16 protein-coding genes and 1 pseudogene are annotated in these 15,833 nt (G+C 61.4%); 12 read left to right on the top strand and 5 right to left on the bottom strand.

All coding sequences use genetic code 11. The features are described from left to right. Window positions 1–166: 166 nt before the first annotated feature. Both RLW55_RS08065 and RLW55_RS08060 read left to right on the top strand, forming a co-directional pair. Window positions 167–859, top strand: a pseudogene (locus RLW55_RS08065) (ABC transporter ATP-binding protein); the annotation flags it as partial. Next, window positions 856–2,418, top strand: a complete 1,563-nt coding sequence (locus RLW55_RS08060) for a permease (protein ID WP_423416080.1) — start codon at window positions 856–858, stop codon at window positions 2,416–2,418. The pseudogene RLW55_RS08065 and the gene RLW55_RS08060, both read left to right, overlap by 4 nt. Here RLW55_RS08060 and RLW55_RS08055 read toward each other — a convergent pair. Then, on the bottom strand, window positions 2,387–2,749 hold the full coding sequence (locus tag RLW55_RS08055) for a response regulator (protein WP_409561151.1): 363 nt from the start codon (window positions 2,747–2,749) through the stop codon (window positions 2,387–2,389). The two genes, RLW55_RS08060 and RLW55_RS08055, sit on opposite strands and share 32 nt — an antisense overlap. 38 nt (window positions 2,750–2,787) lie before the next feature. Then, a complete protein-coding gene (gene hpt, locus RLW55_RS08050) occupies window positions 2,788–3,330 on the bottom strand; it encodes a hypoxanthine phosphoribosyltransferase (RefSeq protein ID WP_029671142.1) in 543 nt (180 codons plus the stop codon). A gap of 166 nt (window positions 3,331–3,496) precedes the next feature. Between hpt and ftsE the strand changes: the two genes are divergently transcribed. The 8 genes from ftsE (at window position 3,497) to RLW55_RS08010 (ending at window position 10,955) form a co-directional block, all read left to right on the top strand. Beyond that, window positions 3,497–4,153, top strand: coding sequence for a cell division ATP-binding protein FtsE (gene ftsE / locus RLW55_RS08045; RefSeq protein WP_013949663.1), 657 nt, complete (start codon window positions 3,497–3,499; stop codon window positions 4,151–4,153). Next, the gene (locus tag RLW55_RS08040; protein WP_414464016.1) at window positions 4,137–5,243 is read left to right on the top strand and encodes a cell division protein FtsX; all 1,107 of its coding nucleotides are present in this window, start codon (window positions 4,137–4,139) and stop codon (window positions 5,241–5,243) included. The genes ftsE and RLW55_RS08040 overlap by 17 nt, the downstream gene beginning before the upstream one ends. Before the next feature lie 164 nt (window positions 5,244–5,407). Next, window positions 5,408–6,052 (top strand): YdcF family protein, encoded by a 645-nt coding sequence (locus tag RLW55_RS08035; protein ID WP_423416079.1) that lies wholly within the window; start codon window positions 5,408–5,410, stop codon window positions 6,050–6,052. Next, window positions 6,045–6,845, top strand: coding sequence for a lysophospholipid acyltransferase family protein (locus RLW55_RS08030; RefSeq protein WP_423416078.1), 801 nt, complete (start codon window positions 6,045–6,047; stop codon window positions 6,843–6,845). Before RLW55_RS08035 ends, RLW55_RS08030 begins: the two co-directional genes overlap by 8 nt. A 147-nt stretch (window positions 6,846–6,992) precedes the next feature. Continuing rightward, window positions 6,993–7,295, top strand: coding sequence for a hypothetical protein (locus RLW55_RS08025; protein WP_013949667.1), 303 nt, complete (start codon window positions 6,993–6,995; stop codon window positions 7,293–7,295). A 201-nt stretch (window positions 7,296–7,496) separates the two neighbouring features. Then, window positions 7,497–7,715 carry a hypothetical protein gene (locus RLW55_RS08020; RefSeq protein ID WP_423416077.1) on the top strand — a complete coding sequence of 73 codons (219 nt, stop codon included), beginning with the start codon at window positions 7,497–7,499 and terminating at the stop codon, window positions 7,713–7,715. A 161-nt stretch (window positions 7,716–7,876) separates the two neighbouring features. Further along, window positions 7,877–10,249: an adenosylcobalamin-dependent ribonucleoside-diphosphate reductase gene (locus tag RLW55_RS08015; RefSeq protein ID WP_423416076.1), complete on the top strand. Its 2,373-nt coding sequence runs from the start codon at window positions 7,877–7,879 to the stop codon at window positions 10,247–10,249. A 283-nt stretch (window positions 10,250–10,532) separates the two neighbouring features. Beyond that, window positions 10,533–10,955 carry a hypothetical protein gene (locus RLW55_RS08010; protein WP_423416075.1) on the top strand — a complete coding sequence of 141 codons (423 nt, stop codon included), beginning with the start codon at window positions 10,533–10,535 and terminating at the stop codon, window positions 10,953–10,955. Between the two features lie 24 nt (window positions 10,956–10,979). Here the strand turns inward: RLW55_RS08010 and RLW55_RS08005 are convergent, their stop codons facing one another. Both RLW55_RS08005 and hisC read right to left on the bottom strand, forming a co-directional pair. Further along, window positions 10,980–11,936 carry a prephenate/arogenate dehydrogenase family protein gene (locus tag RLW55_RS08005; protein WP_409561156.1) on the bottom strand — a complete coding sequence of 319 codons (957 nt, stop codon included), beginning with the start codon at window positions 11,934–11,936 and terminating at the stop codon, window positions 10,980–10,982. Next, window positions 11,936–13,039 carry a histidinol-phosphate transaminase gene (gene hisC, locus RLW55_RS08000; protein ID WP_423416074.1) on the bottom strand — a complete coding sequence of 368 codons (1,104 nt, stop codon included), beginning with the start codon at window positions 13,037–13,039 and terminating at the stop codon, window positions 11,936–11,938. Before hisC ends, RLW55_RS08005 begins: the two co-directional genes overlap by 1 nt. Before the next feature lie 149 nt (window positions 13,040–13,188). Here hisC and metX point away from each other — a divergent pair, with 149 nt between their 5' ends. Together metX and metW are read left to right on the top strand one after the other, a co-directional pair. Next, on the top strand, window positions 13,189–14,394 hold the full coding sequence (metX, locus tag RLW55_RS07995; protein ID WP_423416073.1) for a homoserine O-acetyltransferase MetX: 1,206 nt from the start codon (window positions 13,189–13,191) through the stop codon (window positions 14,392–14,394). After that, window positions 14,391–15,062 carry a methionine biosynthesis protein MetW gene (gene metW / locus RLW55_RS07990; RefSeq protein ID WP_423416072.1) on the top strand — a complete coding sequence of 224 codons (672 nt, stop codon included), beginning with the start codon at window positions 14,391–14,393 and terminating at the stop codon, window positions 15,060–15,062. The genes metX and metW overlap by 4 nt, the downstream gene beginning before the upstream one ends. On the opposite strand, the gene RLW55_RS07985 is transcribed toward metW, so the two are convergent. Further along, window positions 15,055–15,798: a methyltransferase domain-containing protein gene (locus RLW55_RS07985; protein WP_423416071.1), complete on the bottom strand. Its 744-nt coding sequence runs from the start codon at window positions 15,796–15,798 to the stop codon at window positions 15,055–15,057. The genes metW and RLW55_RS07985 overlap by 8 nt on opposite strands. Window positions 15,799–15,833 lie beyond the last annotated feature (35 nt).

The following is a 15,833-nucleotide window of genomic DNA, read 5'->3' as shown; positions in this document are numbered from 1 at the left end:
GCTGCGTCGCCGCGCCCCGGTCTGCCTTCACTCTTACTCAATCACATTGCTTTAGCGTCCAAAGCGGTAGGTCCGGTTTTACCGATCGTTAAAGTTGTGCGTATTGACGATGAGCGAAGCTGCTGCACTCGAAATCCGCGGTTTGACCAAGTCATTCACGCATAAGGCGGTCGACGACCTTTCTCTTTCCATCAGGCGCGGCGAATTCTACGCCCTTCTCGGCCCCAATGGCGCCGGCAAGACGACGACGCTGCGCATGGTGGCGGGACTGCTGCGGCCGGATGGCGGGTCGATCGAGATCCTCGGCATCGACGCACTCAACGATCCGGTCGCGGCGAAAGCCGTTACCGCCTGGGTGCCGGACGAGCCGCTGGTCTACGACAAGCTCGACCCGATCGAATATCTCGAATTCATCGCCGGGCTCTGGGGTATGGACGAAGCCAAGGCAGCCGAGCGCGCCGAGCATCTGATCGACCTCTTGGATCTTGAAACGCAGGCACGCACGCGCTGCCAGGGGCTTTCGAAAGGCATGCGCCAAAAGGTGGCGCTTGCAGGCGCACTCATTCACGAGCCGAGCCTGATCATTCTTGACGAGCCGTTGACCGGGCTCGATGCGGGTTCGGCGCGCAGGGTCAAGACCGTGCTCAGAGAGCATGTCGCCAATGGCGCGACCGTCGTGATGACGACGCACATCCTCGAAGTCGCCGAGCGTATGGCCGAACGGATCGGCGTGATCGCGCGCGGCCGTCTCGTCGCGGAAGGAACGCTCGATGAGCTGCGAGCGCGCGCCGGGCGCCAAGACAGCAATTTAGAAGATATTTTCCTGACGCTCGTCGCCGACGAGAGCGCAGCCGCATGACCGTCGCAAGCGTCTCATGGTTCGCACGCCACGAATTCAGGTTGGCGTGGCGGGACATCGCGCAGATGCTCGCAGGAGGCCGGACCCGGCGCGAACGCACGCTGCTTGCCGGCGTGGTCGTTATCATCGCGGCCTTGCACGTGCTTGCTTATATCGTTCTGTCGCATGTGCTCACGGGTGCCGATCTCGCCAGCAAGAGCACGCTCATTACGCTTACGGCGTCGATCCTATTGACGTTTTCGATGATGCTGTCTCAGGCGGTCGAGCAGGTGACGCGAGCATTTTATGCGCGCTCCGATCTCGATCTCATTTTGTCGTCGCCCGCATCGTCGCGAAACCTGTTTGCTGTGCGCATCTGTTCGATCGCGATCACCGGCACGATTATGACGGCAGCGATGATTGCGCCCGCGATCAACGTTGCCGCCTGGATCGGCGGCCCGCGGTGGCTTTCGGCTTATGCCGTGATCGCCGGATTGAGCGCCTTCGCAACAGGCCTCGCCGTGCTCGTCACACTCGGCCTTTTTCGAGTTGCAGGAGCGCAAAAGACGCGCTTCATCGCGCAGATCATTGCAGCGGTCGTCGGCGCGACGCTTTTGATCGGCTTGCAAGCTGCGGCTGTTTTCGCCTACGGCCGGTTATCGCGCTTCTCAGTGCTGAACTCCGAGGCCGTGAGCCGCGCCGCTCCCGCGCTCGACAATCTCATCTGGATGCCGGCCAGGGCCGCGCTCGGAGACGTCAACGCTGCGGTTGCCATCATCGCGGCGGGGGCCGCATTCCTGGCGCTCGTCATCATTGTTTTCTCGCCGCAATTCAGCGCGAACGCGATTGCGGCTTCAGGCGTCAGCACGGATCAGAGCGAACGCCGATCAAGCCGAAAGTCATTCCGCGCCGCTTCGAGCGTCAGCGCCCTTCGGCGCAAGGAACTCATTCTGCTGGCGCGCGATCCTTGGCTGTTATCGCAGACGCTGATGCAGGTCCTCTATCTCATTCCCCCGGCGCTTCTTCTTTGGCGCGACATGGGCACAGACACGCACGGCGCGGTCATTCTGGCGCCGGTCCTGGTCATGGCGTTCGGCCAGCTTTCGGGTGGCCTCGCGTGGCTGACCATCTCGGGCGAAGACGCGCCTGACCTCATCGCAACAGCGCCGGTTGTTTCGACCACGGCGATCCGCGCCAAAATCGAAGCGGTCCTCCTCGTCATCGGCTGCGTCGCGGTGCCGTTCGTTCTCGGCATGGCGTATCTGTCGCTATCCGGCGCCGTTGCGACGGCGGCAGCCATCACGGCAGCCAGCGTTTCGGCAATCGTCATCCAGCTCTGGTTCAAGAGCACAGCGCGGCGCGCCCAGTTCCGCCGCCGTCAGACGGCAACCAAGATCGCGACGTTTTCGGAAGCGTTTTCGTCGGTGTTCTGGGCGGCAGCCGCGGGCCTTGCTGCGGCTTCATCGTGGTTCGCCCTGGCGTTTGTTATGCTCGCGCTGGCGACACTTTGGCTGACGCGACTGGTCAAGCCGCAGGGCGACAGAGTTCTCAGCTCAGGACTGTCCGGACGATCTGCTTGATCTGATCGAGCGTGAACGGCTTCGTGATCGACAGCAGCTTGCGTGCGCGCAGGCGTGCGGCGCGTTCCAGCTGATCGGAAAAGCCAGACATCAGGACGATGGCGAGGCTCGGTTTCAGCGCCAATGCCTGTTCGGCCAGCGATATGCCATCGAGCTGAGGCATATCGACGTCGGAGATCAGGATATCGATGCCCGACGCCGAGGTTCCGAGAATATCGAGCGCCTCCAGACCGTCTTGCGTGACTTGCACCTTATGACCGTCGGACGTCAGCGCGCGGCGAACGAGGTCCCGCACAGCCGCATCGTCGTCAGCAAGCAGGATCGTTGCCATGCCGCCCCTTCCCTCTCCCGAACCAGGTGCGCGTAGCCCTAGTCGACAATGCGGCCGACGAAAGGCAACTCACGATAGCGATGCGCGACGTCCATGCCGTACCCGACCACGAACACGTCGGGACACTCGAAAGCGCAATAGTCCGGCTCGATCGATACGGCGCGAGGGGCCTTCTTGTCGAGCAAAACGCAGGTTTGAATGAGATTGGCGCCTCGAGCGGCGATCAGATCCTTGGCAAAAGCGAGAGTGCGGCCGGAATCGAGCACATCGTCGATCAGGATGACGTGGCGGTTCTCAACGTCGAGGTCGAGGTCGCGCAGAATGGAGACCTGGCCGGAGGAAACCCGGCTTTTGCGATAACTGGACAGCGTCAAGAAATCTACCTCAGGCGCCAGTCCGGCTGCGTGGAGCGCCCGGATCAGATCGGCGGCGAAAACGAAACTGCCCTTGAGGATAGGAACGACCAACAGATTTTCCGGCTGTTTGGCCGCGATCTCGGCGGCGAGCACGCGCAGGCGGACCTGAATATCCTCGGCTGAAAAGATCGTTTCGATGGTCGGAGAGATGTCTAAATCGCGCATGTCGTTATCCTGCAACTCGCGGCGGCCGGGGTCCACTGACCGGAAAGGTTCCTGTGTACACGACCACGCCACAATCGTAATCGATTGATCATTGTGTCTTCGAGGTGTCTATAGACGCGGAGACCCGTAAAGAGCCCAAAATATCCACTATCAAGGCGAGTACCTCTTGATTCGCTTGACGAATGTCGGACTGAAATACGAGGGCGGGCCAGAGGTGCTGTCAGATGTGACGTTTCATCTGCGGCCCGGATCCTTCCACTTTCTGCATGGTGAATCGGGAGCGGGGAAGACCTCTCTCCTGCGCCTGATGTTTATGTCGTTGCATCCAACGCGCGGCGAGCTGCGCATGTTCAGCGAGGACGTCACCCGGGTGAAGTCGCAGATGCGCGCCGAGATGCGGCGGCGTATCGGCATCGTTTTCCAGGATTTCCGCCTCTTAGACCATTTGACGGTGTGGGAGAACGTCGCGTTGCCGCTGCAGGTGATCGGTAAGAAACCCTCCGACTACCGGGAAGATGTGACAGACCTTTTGCAGTGGGTGGGCCTCGGCGACAGGATGTATGCGAACCCGTCCGTGCTGTCAGGCGGTGAGAAACAGCGGGCCGCCATCGCGCGGGCCGTTATCGGCAAGCCCGAGGTGCTGCTGGCGGACGAGCCGACGGGCAACGTCGACCCGCAAATGGCGCGCCGTCTGCTACGCCTCTTCGTCGAGCTCAACCGGCTTGGAACCTCCGTCGTCATTGCGACGCACGATCATCAGCTCATGCGGCAGTTCAAGGCGCCGCGTATCGAGGTGCATAAGGGCCATGTCCGGATCATCTAGCCGCTTCACCGGACGGGCCGACCCAGCGATGCCGCTGCCGGGCTACGATCCTTATGACGAACCGGTGACGGGGCTGCCCGCACATACGGGCGGTTATCCGGCTTTCCATGCTGACCGCACAATCACTCCGGAAGACACGCCGCACGATCTCAAGCCGCCGTCCCGCGATCGCGACCGTGGACGCAAAATGAAGGTCACGGCACCGGTCGTCCCGCCCGGCTCGGTCACGGGACGCTCGCTGACGCTCGTCATTGCGATCATGTGTTTTCTCGCCTGTCTCACCGCGGGCGCCGTCTGGATGATCAAGGAATCGTCCGACGCCTGGCTCAGCGACATCGCGAGCGAGGTAACGGTGCAAGTTGTGCCGCAAGAGACCGGCAATATCGACCGAACGGTTTCCGACGTCGTTACCTTCCTGCGCAAGCAGCGAGGGATCGCCAACGTCAATCCCTTGAGCCTCGATCAGTCGGCGGCCCTGCTGCAGCCGTGGCTCGGCTCTTCGGATGCGCTCAAGGCGTTGCCGGTGCCGCGGCTGATCGCCGTTGAGATCGACCGCACCGATCCGCCCGATTTCCGTCAGATCAGCGACGACCTTGGTAAGACTTTCAAGGGCGCATCGCTCGACGACCATCGCCGTTGGCAGCAACAGATTCGGGCAGTGACGCGGTCGTTTGCGCTCGGCGGCCTGGCAATCCTGGCGCTGGTCGGCGCAGCGACGACGGCGATCATCGTCTCGGCAACGCGCAGCGCCATGGCGTCCAACCGGGAAATCGTCGAAGTGCTGCACTTCGTCGGCGCCACCGACAAGTTCATTGCCCGCGAATTCGAGAAGCACTTCCTGCGTCTCGGCATCAAGGCCGGCATCGTCGGGGCCGCGTTCGCCATGCTGGTCTTCATGAGCATGCCGGCCATCACGGAGCTGCTCGGCGGGGGGGCCGTCAGCGCCGTCGAGATGCAGAGGCTGATGGGGACCGGCGCGCTCGACGCGCTCGGTTACGTCATTTTGGGGTTTGTCGTCGTCACCATTGCGGGGCTATGCATGGTGACGTCGCGCGTCGGCGTCTATCGCATCCTGAACGGCAAGCACTAGCCGCCGTCCGATAAGACATCTGCAGGGGGAACTACCGTGATTTGCTTGGCACAGCGTCAGGCTCAGCCGGAGGAGACGGCTGCCTATCCGGTCCGAAATCGGCTAGAGTCCAACGCCTTGGCAAGCAGCAGGCCGGCGCGCGAGATCGAACCAGCATTCCAACCATGACAAGGATTTCTAAGGCCTTCGTTTTGATGCTGGCGCTCGGCGCGGCTGCGCTCGTGTTCGGGTTCGTGCTGTTTGCGGTTTCCGTGACGCGTGACGACGCAACGGGCTGGGACAAGGCCGACGGCATCGTGGTGCTGACGGGCGGCGACAATCGCATCGAGGCCGGCGCCAAGCTCATGAGCGAGGGCCGCGCCAAGCGGATGCTGATTTCCGGCGTCAACCGCAAGGTCAGCCGCGAAGAGATGCAGCGGCTGCTCGGCATCGATAAGCAGATCTTCAATTGTTGCGTCGATCTCGGCTATGAAGCGCTCGACACGGTCGGCAACGCCGACGAAACCCGAACCTGGGCCAACTCGAACGGCTATACGAGATTGATCATCGTGACGTCACGCTACCACATGCCCCGCAGTCTCGCCGAGCTGGCGCTCGCCATGCCGGGCGTGACGCTGCTTCCCTATGCAGTAACGCCGCGGCGGTTTCCGGAAACCGCCTGGTGGCTGCATCCGACCACGACGCGCGTGCTCATTTCGGAATATTTAAAGTTTCTTCCCGCCGTCGCCCGCCTTACCGCGCAGAGGATCATGAACTGGAGCGACGGGCGGTCTGTTGCGATCATGCCGGATAAGCGCGCCGATGGCTAATTCAGTAGCAGCCGGGCCAGGCGCTTTGGTTATCGTCAGATCGCTGGTCTATTTCGTCGTGTTCTACGTCGTGACGGCGCTCTATCTCGTGCTCGGCTCGTGGTTGCTCATCGGGCCAAGGCCATGGGCGATGAAAGGTCTCGAAGTTCACGGCCGCACCTGCGTCTGGCTGCTGCGCCTCATCTGCGGCACAAAACTCGAAGTTCGTGGACATGAAAATCTGCCGAAGACGGGCTGCCTCGTCATTTCAAAGCATCAATCGGCGTGGGACACGTTCGGGCTCATCTCGCTTTTTCGCGATCCGGCGATCGTGTTGAAAGACGAGTTGAAGTGGATTCCGTTCTACGGCTGGTTTTGCATCAAGTTCGAGCACATCCTGGTTAAGCGCGAGAAAGCCTCGGCGGCGCTCAAAGCCCTCATCCGGGACGCCCGGCAGCGGATCAGCATCGGCCGCGAGGTCGTGATTTTCCCGGAGGGGACACGGACCATTCCGGGTGCACCGCCCGACTATAAGCCCGGCTACGTAGCTCTTTATGAAGCACTCGGCGTCGTCACCGTGCCGCTGGCGCTCAATTCCGGGCTGTTCTGGCCGCGCCGCAGTCTTTGGCGCTATCCGGGCACCATCGTCGTGGAATTCCTGCCGCCGCTGCCACCGGGATTACCACGCGCGGAGTTTCGCAAAAAAATCGAGACGGCCATCGAAACCGCGAGCATGCGACTTATTGAGGAAGCGGCACGTGGTCCCTCGCCGCCGCCCCTGGCGAAGACGCAGAATTCGGCTCAAGCCGCATAGGTTTTCCACATTTTATCCAACCGCCTGATGTGCCGATGCCGCAACGCGGTGAAAATCGTCGGTGTGGTTGCGCTTTGTTATGCACGGTGTTCGCATCGCTGTGGCAGATCTTACGTCTGATCGTTTCAGCAATCATGGAGCCATCCAATGCGTACTTCCGCCCGGTTGATGTGGGCCATTCTTGCCGTCGGAGGCGTCGCTATGGCCGCCGCTCCGGCCGAAGCCAAGCAGTGTTTCAAGAAAGCCGCCCAGGGCGTTGCGCTCACGGAAGGGCTTGCACATTTCCAGGTCGATGCCGCGCTTCTGCAAGCGACCGACTGGAACATTTACTTCACCTGGGTTTCGGGCAACGGCACGCCGGGATATTCGTTCGGTCCCCGCCACTATAAGTGCAACTCGGAGGCGATCGGCTATTCGTGCTACGGCGAAGCGACGCTCTGCAAACTTTGAGGCGATCAGCCTTCCCGAGATAAACGCTCGCCGCAAAGCCCGCCAGATCGGCGGGCTTTTTCAATTGCCGTTGACCGCAAATTCCAGGCCCATCGAAGGCGGTGGTTACCATACGACCAATTGTTTTTCCGCTAACCATTACAATTGGAAGCAAATGCTTTCTAATGGTCTGGCGGGGAGTTTTATTTTTGAGGAGTGCGTATGTTGAAAATCAAAGCAGCTCTCGCGACGTTTGCTGTCGCGATGCTCTGGGCTAACAGCGCGTTCGCCTTCTGCATTGGTCCGTGGTGCTTTGGCGGCGGTGGCGGAGGCGGCGGTGGTCCGGCTCCTGCGCCCGAGATCGATGGGCCGGCTAGCCTCACGGCTGTCGCCTTGCTCATCAGCGTCGGCGCCATCGTCTACCGCAAAATGAAAGACTAAGGTCGGCTCGCCTCGTTGGGCGCGCAACGATTCCAAAGATGGGACCGCGGCTGTCTTCGGCCGCGGTTATATTATTTGAGCGATTGACTTGCCAAGCTCGGGAACATATAGTGAACATGCATTGAAGATTGGTTGGCAACGCCTATATCCCGGTGTCCCCGATGTCTGCGATTTTATCAGCTCTGCCCGCGATTTCCGACGCCATTTGGCGGCGCAAGTACCGCTTTGCCGGGTCGCCGACAGCGGCTGGCGATGAGACGATCGAAGACACCTTCCGGCGCGTGGCCAAGGCTGCAGCATCGGCGGAAACCGACGAAGCCACGCAAGCGAAGTGGGGCGTTGCCTTTTACGATGCGATGGCCGATTTCGGCTTTCAGCCGGCCGGTCGCATCCTGGCCGGGGCCGGTACGGACCGCAACGTTACGCTCTTCAATTGCTTCGTTCTCGGCGCAATCCCTGATGATCTTTCCGGCATTTTCGAAAGCGTTAAAGAAGCCGCGCTGACGATGCAGGCCGGTGGCGGCATCGGGCATGATTTCTCGACGCTTCGTCCCCGCGGCGCAACCGTCAAAAGCATCGGCGCAGACGCGTCGGGACCGGTCAGCTTTATGGACGTCTGGGACGCCATGTGCCGCACGATCATGTCGGCGGGCCAGCGCCGCGGCGCGATGATGGCGACACTACGCTGCGATCATCCCGACATCGAAGCTTTCGTCGCAGCGAAATCCGATCCGCTGCGGCTCAGGAATTTCAATCTTTCGGTTCTCGTGACCGATGCCTTCATGGAGGCCGTGAAACGCGGCTCGCCTTGGGAACTCGTGTTCGAAGGCAAGGTCTACAAGACGATCGACGCCAAGGGCCTCTGGGACAAGATCATGCGGGCGACGTATGATTACGCAGAGCCCGGCGTCATTTTCATCGACCGGATAAACGCGGCCAACAATCTTGCTTATTGCGAGACGATCTCGGCGACGAACCCGTGCGGTGAGCAGCCGCTGCCGCCTTATGGGGCGTGCCTTCTCGGTTCGATCAATCTTGCCCGTTTCGTGGAGAAACCATTCTCGCCGGACGCGCACGTCAATCACCAAAAGCTCGAAGCCCGCGTTGCAACCGCCGTTCGCTTTCTCGACAACGTTATCGACATCTCGCGCTATCCGCTCGAAGCCCAGGCGCAAGAGGCGCGCGCGAAACGGCGCATCGGCCTCGGCATCACGGGGCTTGCAGATGCGCTGATCTTCCTCGGCCTTTCGTATGGCAGCTTGGCTGCTCGCGAGAAGGCGGCCGAATGGATGGCGATTATCCAGAATGCCGCCTATCGCGCCAGTGCAGCGCTGGCCGCTGAGAAAGGCGTGTTTCCGCTGTACGACGCCAACGCTTTTCTCGCCCGGCCCAATGTCGAGCGTCTGGACGGTGACGTGCGCGCGGCGATTGCGGCCAATGGCATCCGCAACGGCTGCCTGACCTCGATCGCGCCGACCGGCACGATCTCGCTGCTCGCGGGCAATGTTTCTAGCGGCATCGAACCTGTGTTTGATTTCGTCTACCGGCGGCGCATCCTCGGCGATGGTGCGACGGCGAGCGAAGAAACCGTCGAGGATTACGCTTACCACGAGTTCCGCGCCCAGTTCGGCGAGAATGCGCCACTGACGCATGCGTTCGTGACGACTGAAACATTGTCGCCCGCCGAACACGTGGCGATGCAGGCAGAGATGCAGCCCTACGTCGACAGCGCCATCTCGAAGACGATCAACACGCCTGAAGCCATATCCTTCGAAGACTTCCGGGATATCTATGCGGAAGCGTTTGCGCTTGGCCTCAAGGGTTGCACGACCTATCGGCCGAATGCAGTCACGGGCGCGGTGCTGTCCAAAGCGGAAGGGGTAAACGATGCGAAACCCGCGCCGACCTCCAGCGTCAGTGCTTCGGAAGACCCGGCGAAATTCGGTGACGTCGTCTACATGACGAAGCCACTTGAACGCGACGCAGCGCTCGAAGGCATAACGTACAAGATCAAATGGCCGGCGAGCGCGCATGCGCTCTATGTCACGATCAACGATATCGTTCGCGACGGGCGACGGCGGCCGTTCGAGATCTTCATCAATACGAAGAACCTCGAACACTACGCCTGGACGGTGGCGCTGACGCGCATGGTCAGCGCCGTATTCCGCCGCGGCGGCGATGTTTCGTTCGTTGCTGAAGAGTTAAAGGCGGTGTTCGATCCCGAAGGCGGGCGCTGGATGGGTGGCCGCTACGTGCCGAGCCTGCTGGCCGCCATCGGTAACGTCATCGAACAGCATATGCTGCACATCGGTTTCCTCACGCGCGAAGATGCCGAAGGCAGCGACGCCAAACCTGCGCACCTACCCGTTGCGGCCATCGAACGATTGGGCAGCGGGCCGCAGACAGCGGCGCGTGATGGCACGGCATCACAGGTGGCGGTGGCGCGAATTTGCCCGAAGTGCGGCGAACGGGCGCTTCGCCATATCGAGGGCTGCTGGACGTGCACGAATTGCGATTATTCGCGCTGCGGCTAAAGCCGTCAGAATTAACGATGTCGGAACGACTTTTTTGCGCGCACCGGAATGGTGCGCTGCGTATTCGCTAACGCCTATTCAGAATTGCGCGCGAAACGCCTCTCTGCTCAGGCAGAGTGTTTGCAATTCTTCCTGTTCTCAACACCTCATTGACCATCGAGGCGCGATCAGGGCGAGCACGTCAAATTTTCGAACCAAAGTTCACCATTTTTCACGGGGATGCGGGGTATCACGGTCTCAAGAGCAATATTCGGCGACAGTCGCCGATCAGGGGTCATGCGTAATGAGTGCCGAAATTATTCAGCTTGCCGATTTCCGGGCGCGTCGTCAGAGCGGTGACGAAGCGCTGCAGGTGAGCATCAGCGGGACGTATCCGGAGCAGCCGCCGCGGTTCCACTTCTGGACCGGCGCGTCAGGCAAGCGCTACGTCCACACGGTCTACAGCTTGTTCGATTGCCCGACGCTCGAAGACGCCAACTACATCCTCGTGCGTCGCAACGATCGCTCGACGCGCGCCGTTCTCGCCATCGGCCGGTTGTCGAACAACTGCCCGTCGGAGAACCTGGCCGAGATCCGTCAGCATGCGGCAGCGCTCGGCGCCGATGAGGTCCACGTGCATCTGCTCGCGTCGTCCAATCAGGAAGCGGCGGCCGTCGAAGCCGATCTCATCACCGCGCAATTCATGAACACGCCGCACTCGGCGTAAGCCACGAATACGCTTGGATCGGCCTCAAGCCGATCCCTTGCCGGTACGCGCTGCATTTCTACCGAAATCGGGCTGTGCCGTATCCTGGCCAGCCTGAATGATACCGCGGCGAATGGCACGGGCGTTGGCGAATGTCTTCTCCAGCGTCGGCCCATCGCCGAAACGGATTGCACGCTGAAGCGCTACGAGGTCTTCCGAAAAGCGGCCGAGCATTTCGAGCACAGCCTCTTTGTTGTTCAAAAAGACGTCGCGCCACATCACCGGATCCGATGCGGCAATGCGCGTGAAATCACGGAAACCGGCCGCCGAGAACTTGATGACCTCGCTGTCCGTCACGCGCTCCAGATGCGCTGCCGTATTGACGATATTGTAGGCGATGAGGTGCGGCACGTGACTGGTGATCGCGAGCACCATGTCGTGGTGCTCGGGCGTCATCAGCTCGACATTAGAGCCAAGCTTGCGCCAGAACGTTTCAAGCTTTGCGAGCGCGGCCGGGTCGGCATCCGGACCGGGCGTCAGGATACACCAGCGACCGTCGAACAGTTCGGCAAAGCCCGCGTCTGGACCCGACTGCTCGGTTCCTGCAATCGGATGGCCGGCGATGAAATGCACACCATCGGGCATGCTCGGCGCGATGTCACGCATAGCCGCGCCTTTGACCGAGCCAACGTCTGAGACGATCGCGCCCTTCTCCAGGTGCGGACCGATCGCCTCGGCGACAGTCTTGAAGGCGCCGACCGGCGTGCACAGAATGACGAGATCGGCACCTCTGACGGCCTCAACGGGATCGGCGTAGGCCTTCGTAACAAGGCCCAGCGCCTCTGCCCGCTCGCGTTCTTCAGGCGTTAGCGCGCTGCAGACGATCTCGCCCACGAGCCCGGCACGGCGCGCAGCGTGGCTGATGGAGGAGCCGATCAACCCGATACCGATGAGCGCCAGGCGCTTGAACATCGGCTTTGTCTCACTGTCTCCGGATGCCATCAGGCAGCGCCCTTCATGTAGCGCGCGAGCGCATCGACAGCGCGTTTGTTGTCGCTCTCGGAGCCGATCGTCATGCGGAGCGCATTCGGGAAACCGTAGGCGCCCACCTTGCGGACGATGACGCCTTGCGATTTCAAGAATTCATCGGCGCCTGCCGCGGTCTTGTCGCTGCCTTCGGGGAAATGCATCAGCACGAAGTTGGCGACGCTCGGCGTGACGGTGAGGCCGAGCATTCTCAACTCGCCTTCGACCCACGGAAGCCAGACGTCGTTGTGGTGCTTGGCGCGCTCCATGTGTGCGATGTCTTCGATGGCGACGGCGCCTGCTGCAATGGCGGGCGACGACAGATTGAAGGGGCCGCGGATGCGATTAAGCACGTCGGCGATTTCCGGCGGACAATACGCCCAGCCAATGCGCAGCGCGGCGAGGCCATAAATTTTCGAGAACGTGCGCGTCATCACCGTGTTCGGGGTGGTCGCGACAAGTTCGATACCAGCCTCGTAGTCGTTGCGGCTGACGTATTCGCTGTAGGCCGCGTCAAGCACGAGCACGATGTCGCCGCGCAGCCCAGCGCGCAGTCGGCGCACCTCTTCGATCGGAATGTAGGTGCCGGTCGGATTGTTCGGATTGGCGAGGAAGACCATGCGCGTCTTGGGCGTGACGGCGGCGAGAATGGCGTCGACGTCGGTTTTCAGGTCGCGCTCGGGCACGACTACGGGCGTCGCGCCGTTGGTCAGAATGGCGATGCGATAGACGAGAAATCCGTGGGCGGTGTAAATCGCCTCGTCGCCGGGGCCCAGGTATCCCCGCGCCAAAAGACCCAGCAGTTCATCAGACCCTGATCCGCAGACGATGCGCGCCATATCGAGGCCGTAGCGGCGTGCGATGGCTTCGCGCAGGCGGGTTGCCTGACCGTCGGGATAACGCTCCAGTTCGCCGGCAGCGGCCTTGAAGGCCTCGATCGCGGCGGGGCTCGGGCCGAGCGGCGTCTCGTTGGACGACAGTTTGGCAGGGGTCAGGCCGCCCGGCACCTTGCTTTCGCCCGGCACGTAGGCTGCGATATCGAGTATGCCCGAACGTGCAATTGGAGCAGTCGCCACCATATAAGATCTCAAATTGTTGACCGAAACTGGGGATTTCGGGCGCATTGATAGGGGCTTCACCACTTGAAATCAAAGTTTAAAGTTGACTTTATCGGCCGCTCAGCCAGACCGCTTTCGACGCCCTTAACACCGGGACTTCTTTCGCAGCCATGACCGCAGCTCCACCAGATCTCATCGCTCCGGCTGCGCGGCGCTATTCGGAGGTGCATTCGCCTTCGAGCCCGGTCGCGTGCTTTGACGCGAGCGCGCCGTTGCGGCTGGCGTGTCAGCAAGATTTAGCCCCGTTTTCAATTGCATATGAGACTTACGGCGAACTCAACGCCGCAAAATCAAATGCCATTCTGCTCTGCCATGCGCTGACGGCCGACCAGTACGTCGCAAGCAAGCATCCGATCACGGGCAAGCCCGGCTGGTGGGAATCGCTTGTCGGGCCGGGCAAGCCGATCGACACAGACAGGTTCTTTGTCATCTGCTCGAACATTCTCGGCGGCTGCATGGGCTCGACCGGCCCGGCCTCGATCAATCCCAAAACCGGCGAGCCCTATGGCTTGAACTTTCCGGTCATCACCATTGGCGACATGGTGGAGGCTCAGGCCCGGCTCATCGACTCTTTGGGCATCGATCAGCTCTTTGCTGTTATCGGCGGCTCGATGGGCGGCATGCAGGTGCTAGAATGGGCATCGCGCTACAAGGATCGCGTGTTCGCAGCTGCGCCTATCGCAACGGCCGCCTGGCACTCGTCGCAGAACATCGCGTTCCATGAGGTCGGGCGGCAGGCCGTGATGGCGGACCCGGAATGGAAGAGCGGCAACTATTACGCCTCGGGCACGGTGCCGAAGAACGGCCTCGCGGTCGCGCGCATGGCTGCGCACATCACGTATCTTTCGGAAGAGGCCTTGCACCGCAAGTTCGGCCGCTCACTGCAAGACCGCTCGGAGAAAACGTTTTCGTTCAGCGCTGATTTCCAGGTCGAGAGCTATTTGCGGCATCAGGGCTCGACGTTCGTCGATCGCTTCGACGCCAACAGCTATCTCTACATCACGCGCGCGATGGACTATTTCGACATGCGCGAAAGCGCGGGCGGCACGTTGGCGAATGCGTTTCGCGGCACCAAAACGCGCTTTTGCGTCGTCTCGTTCACATCCGACTGGCTTTACCCGACGAAGGAAAGCCGCGAGATCGTGCAAGCCTTGAACGCCGTTGCCGCCAACGTGTCGTTCGTCGAGATCGAGAGCGATAAGGGGCATGACGCGTTCCTGCTCGAGGAGCCGACGTTCTTCGCGACGATCCGCGGTTTTCTCAATGCCGCCGCGGTAAAGCGCGGCCTTAGCGCGCCGAAAGAGGTGTCGCGATGAATGCCCCGGATCTTGGCAAAATCGTCGGCGCTCCGAAAACACCACGCCTCGACCACGTTCTCATTACCGAGATGGTCGAAGCGGGCTCGCGCGTGCTCGATGTGGGTTGCGGCGACGGCGAACTTTTGCAGCTTCTGACCGAGCGCAAAGGCGTCGACGGTCGTGGCGTGGAATTGCAGCGCGACAAGGTCAATGCCTGCGTTGCGCGCGGACTTTCCGTCATCCAGGGCGACGCCGACCGCGATCTCGATAACTATCCGGATCAGGCATTCGACTACGCCATTCTTTCGCTGACAATCCAGGCGACACGGCAACCGAAGACGGTGCTCGAAAATCTGCTGCGCATTGGTCGGCGGGCCATCGTGTCGTTCCCGAATTTCGGGCACTGGCAGGTGCGCACGAAGCTGCTGTTCACCGGCCGCATGCCCGTCAACGACAATCTGCCGGACGCCTGGTATCTGACGCCAAACGCGCATCTGTGTACGATCCGCGATTTCGCTGATCTCTGTGCGTTAGTGAACGCTGACGTCGAGCAGGCCGTTGCCTTCAACGCTTATGGCGCGCGGCTTCCGATCCGTTGGTCGCTGTCGATGCAAAACCTGTTTGGGGAAAAGGCTGTGTTCCTGCTGCGTGGTCCGAAGCCGGAAGCGGCGACGACACTCACCTGAAAGGGCGAATACCGGCGGTCGTTCGCGTGTCGGCGGGCTTCAGGATCGCGGGCTGCGCGACACGTTTGCCGCTGCCGACCGGCGCCATCACTTCTTTCGTCGCTTCAACCAGTATGACGCCGGCAACGCCGATGGACATACTCGGGCCGAAGCGCTCCAGCGCAGGCGCCATGCGTAGCATCAGACGTTGGTTGACCGGCGGGAAGTAGAGCGATTCTCCCCAATCGACGGGCGTAAAGAGCGCATCCGTCAATTGCGTTTCGAGCTGGCCACGACTGAACGGCAGTCCGTAACCGAAGGGCGTGCGGTCCATACGCGACCAGAGTCCGCGGCGGTTGGGGACGACGAACAGCGCGCGGCCGTCAGGCTTCAGCACCCGCCAGAATTCCCGTAGCAGCGGGCCGGGCCGTTCGGATTGTTCCAGGCAATGGACCGCCAGCAACCGATCAATCGAATTATCAGGGAGCGGCCACTGGTTGTCGCCGACGAGCACCGAATGACAATGGCCCGAGCGCGGCCACACGATGGCGCCCTGGCGCGCGGGCATCAGGCAGGCAAGGCTCTGGGCTTCGGTGCGAAACGTGCCAAGAAACGGCGATGCAAAGCCGGCGCCCGCGATCGCGAGGCCGTTAACCCGTTTCCATCTTTCCCGGATGGCCAAGGTCAGCTGGCGCCGCACGACCCGTCCGAGCGGCGTCCGGTAGAAATCTCTCAAGGTTTTGGCGTCGAGAGGCATCTTGGCGCTTAAGTAATTCGATCAAATCTGAGCAT

The organism is Hyphomicrobium sp. B1 (assembly GCF_049532635.1).
Classification (GTDB): Bacteria; Pseudomonadota; Alphaproteobacteria; order Rhizobiales; family Hyphomicrobiaceae; genus Hyphomicrobium_B.
The sequence above is the reverse complement of the archived record's forward strand: the minus strand, read 5'-3'. Positions and strand labels throughout refer to the sequence as shown.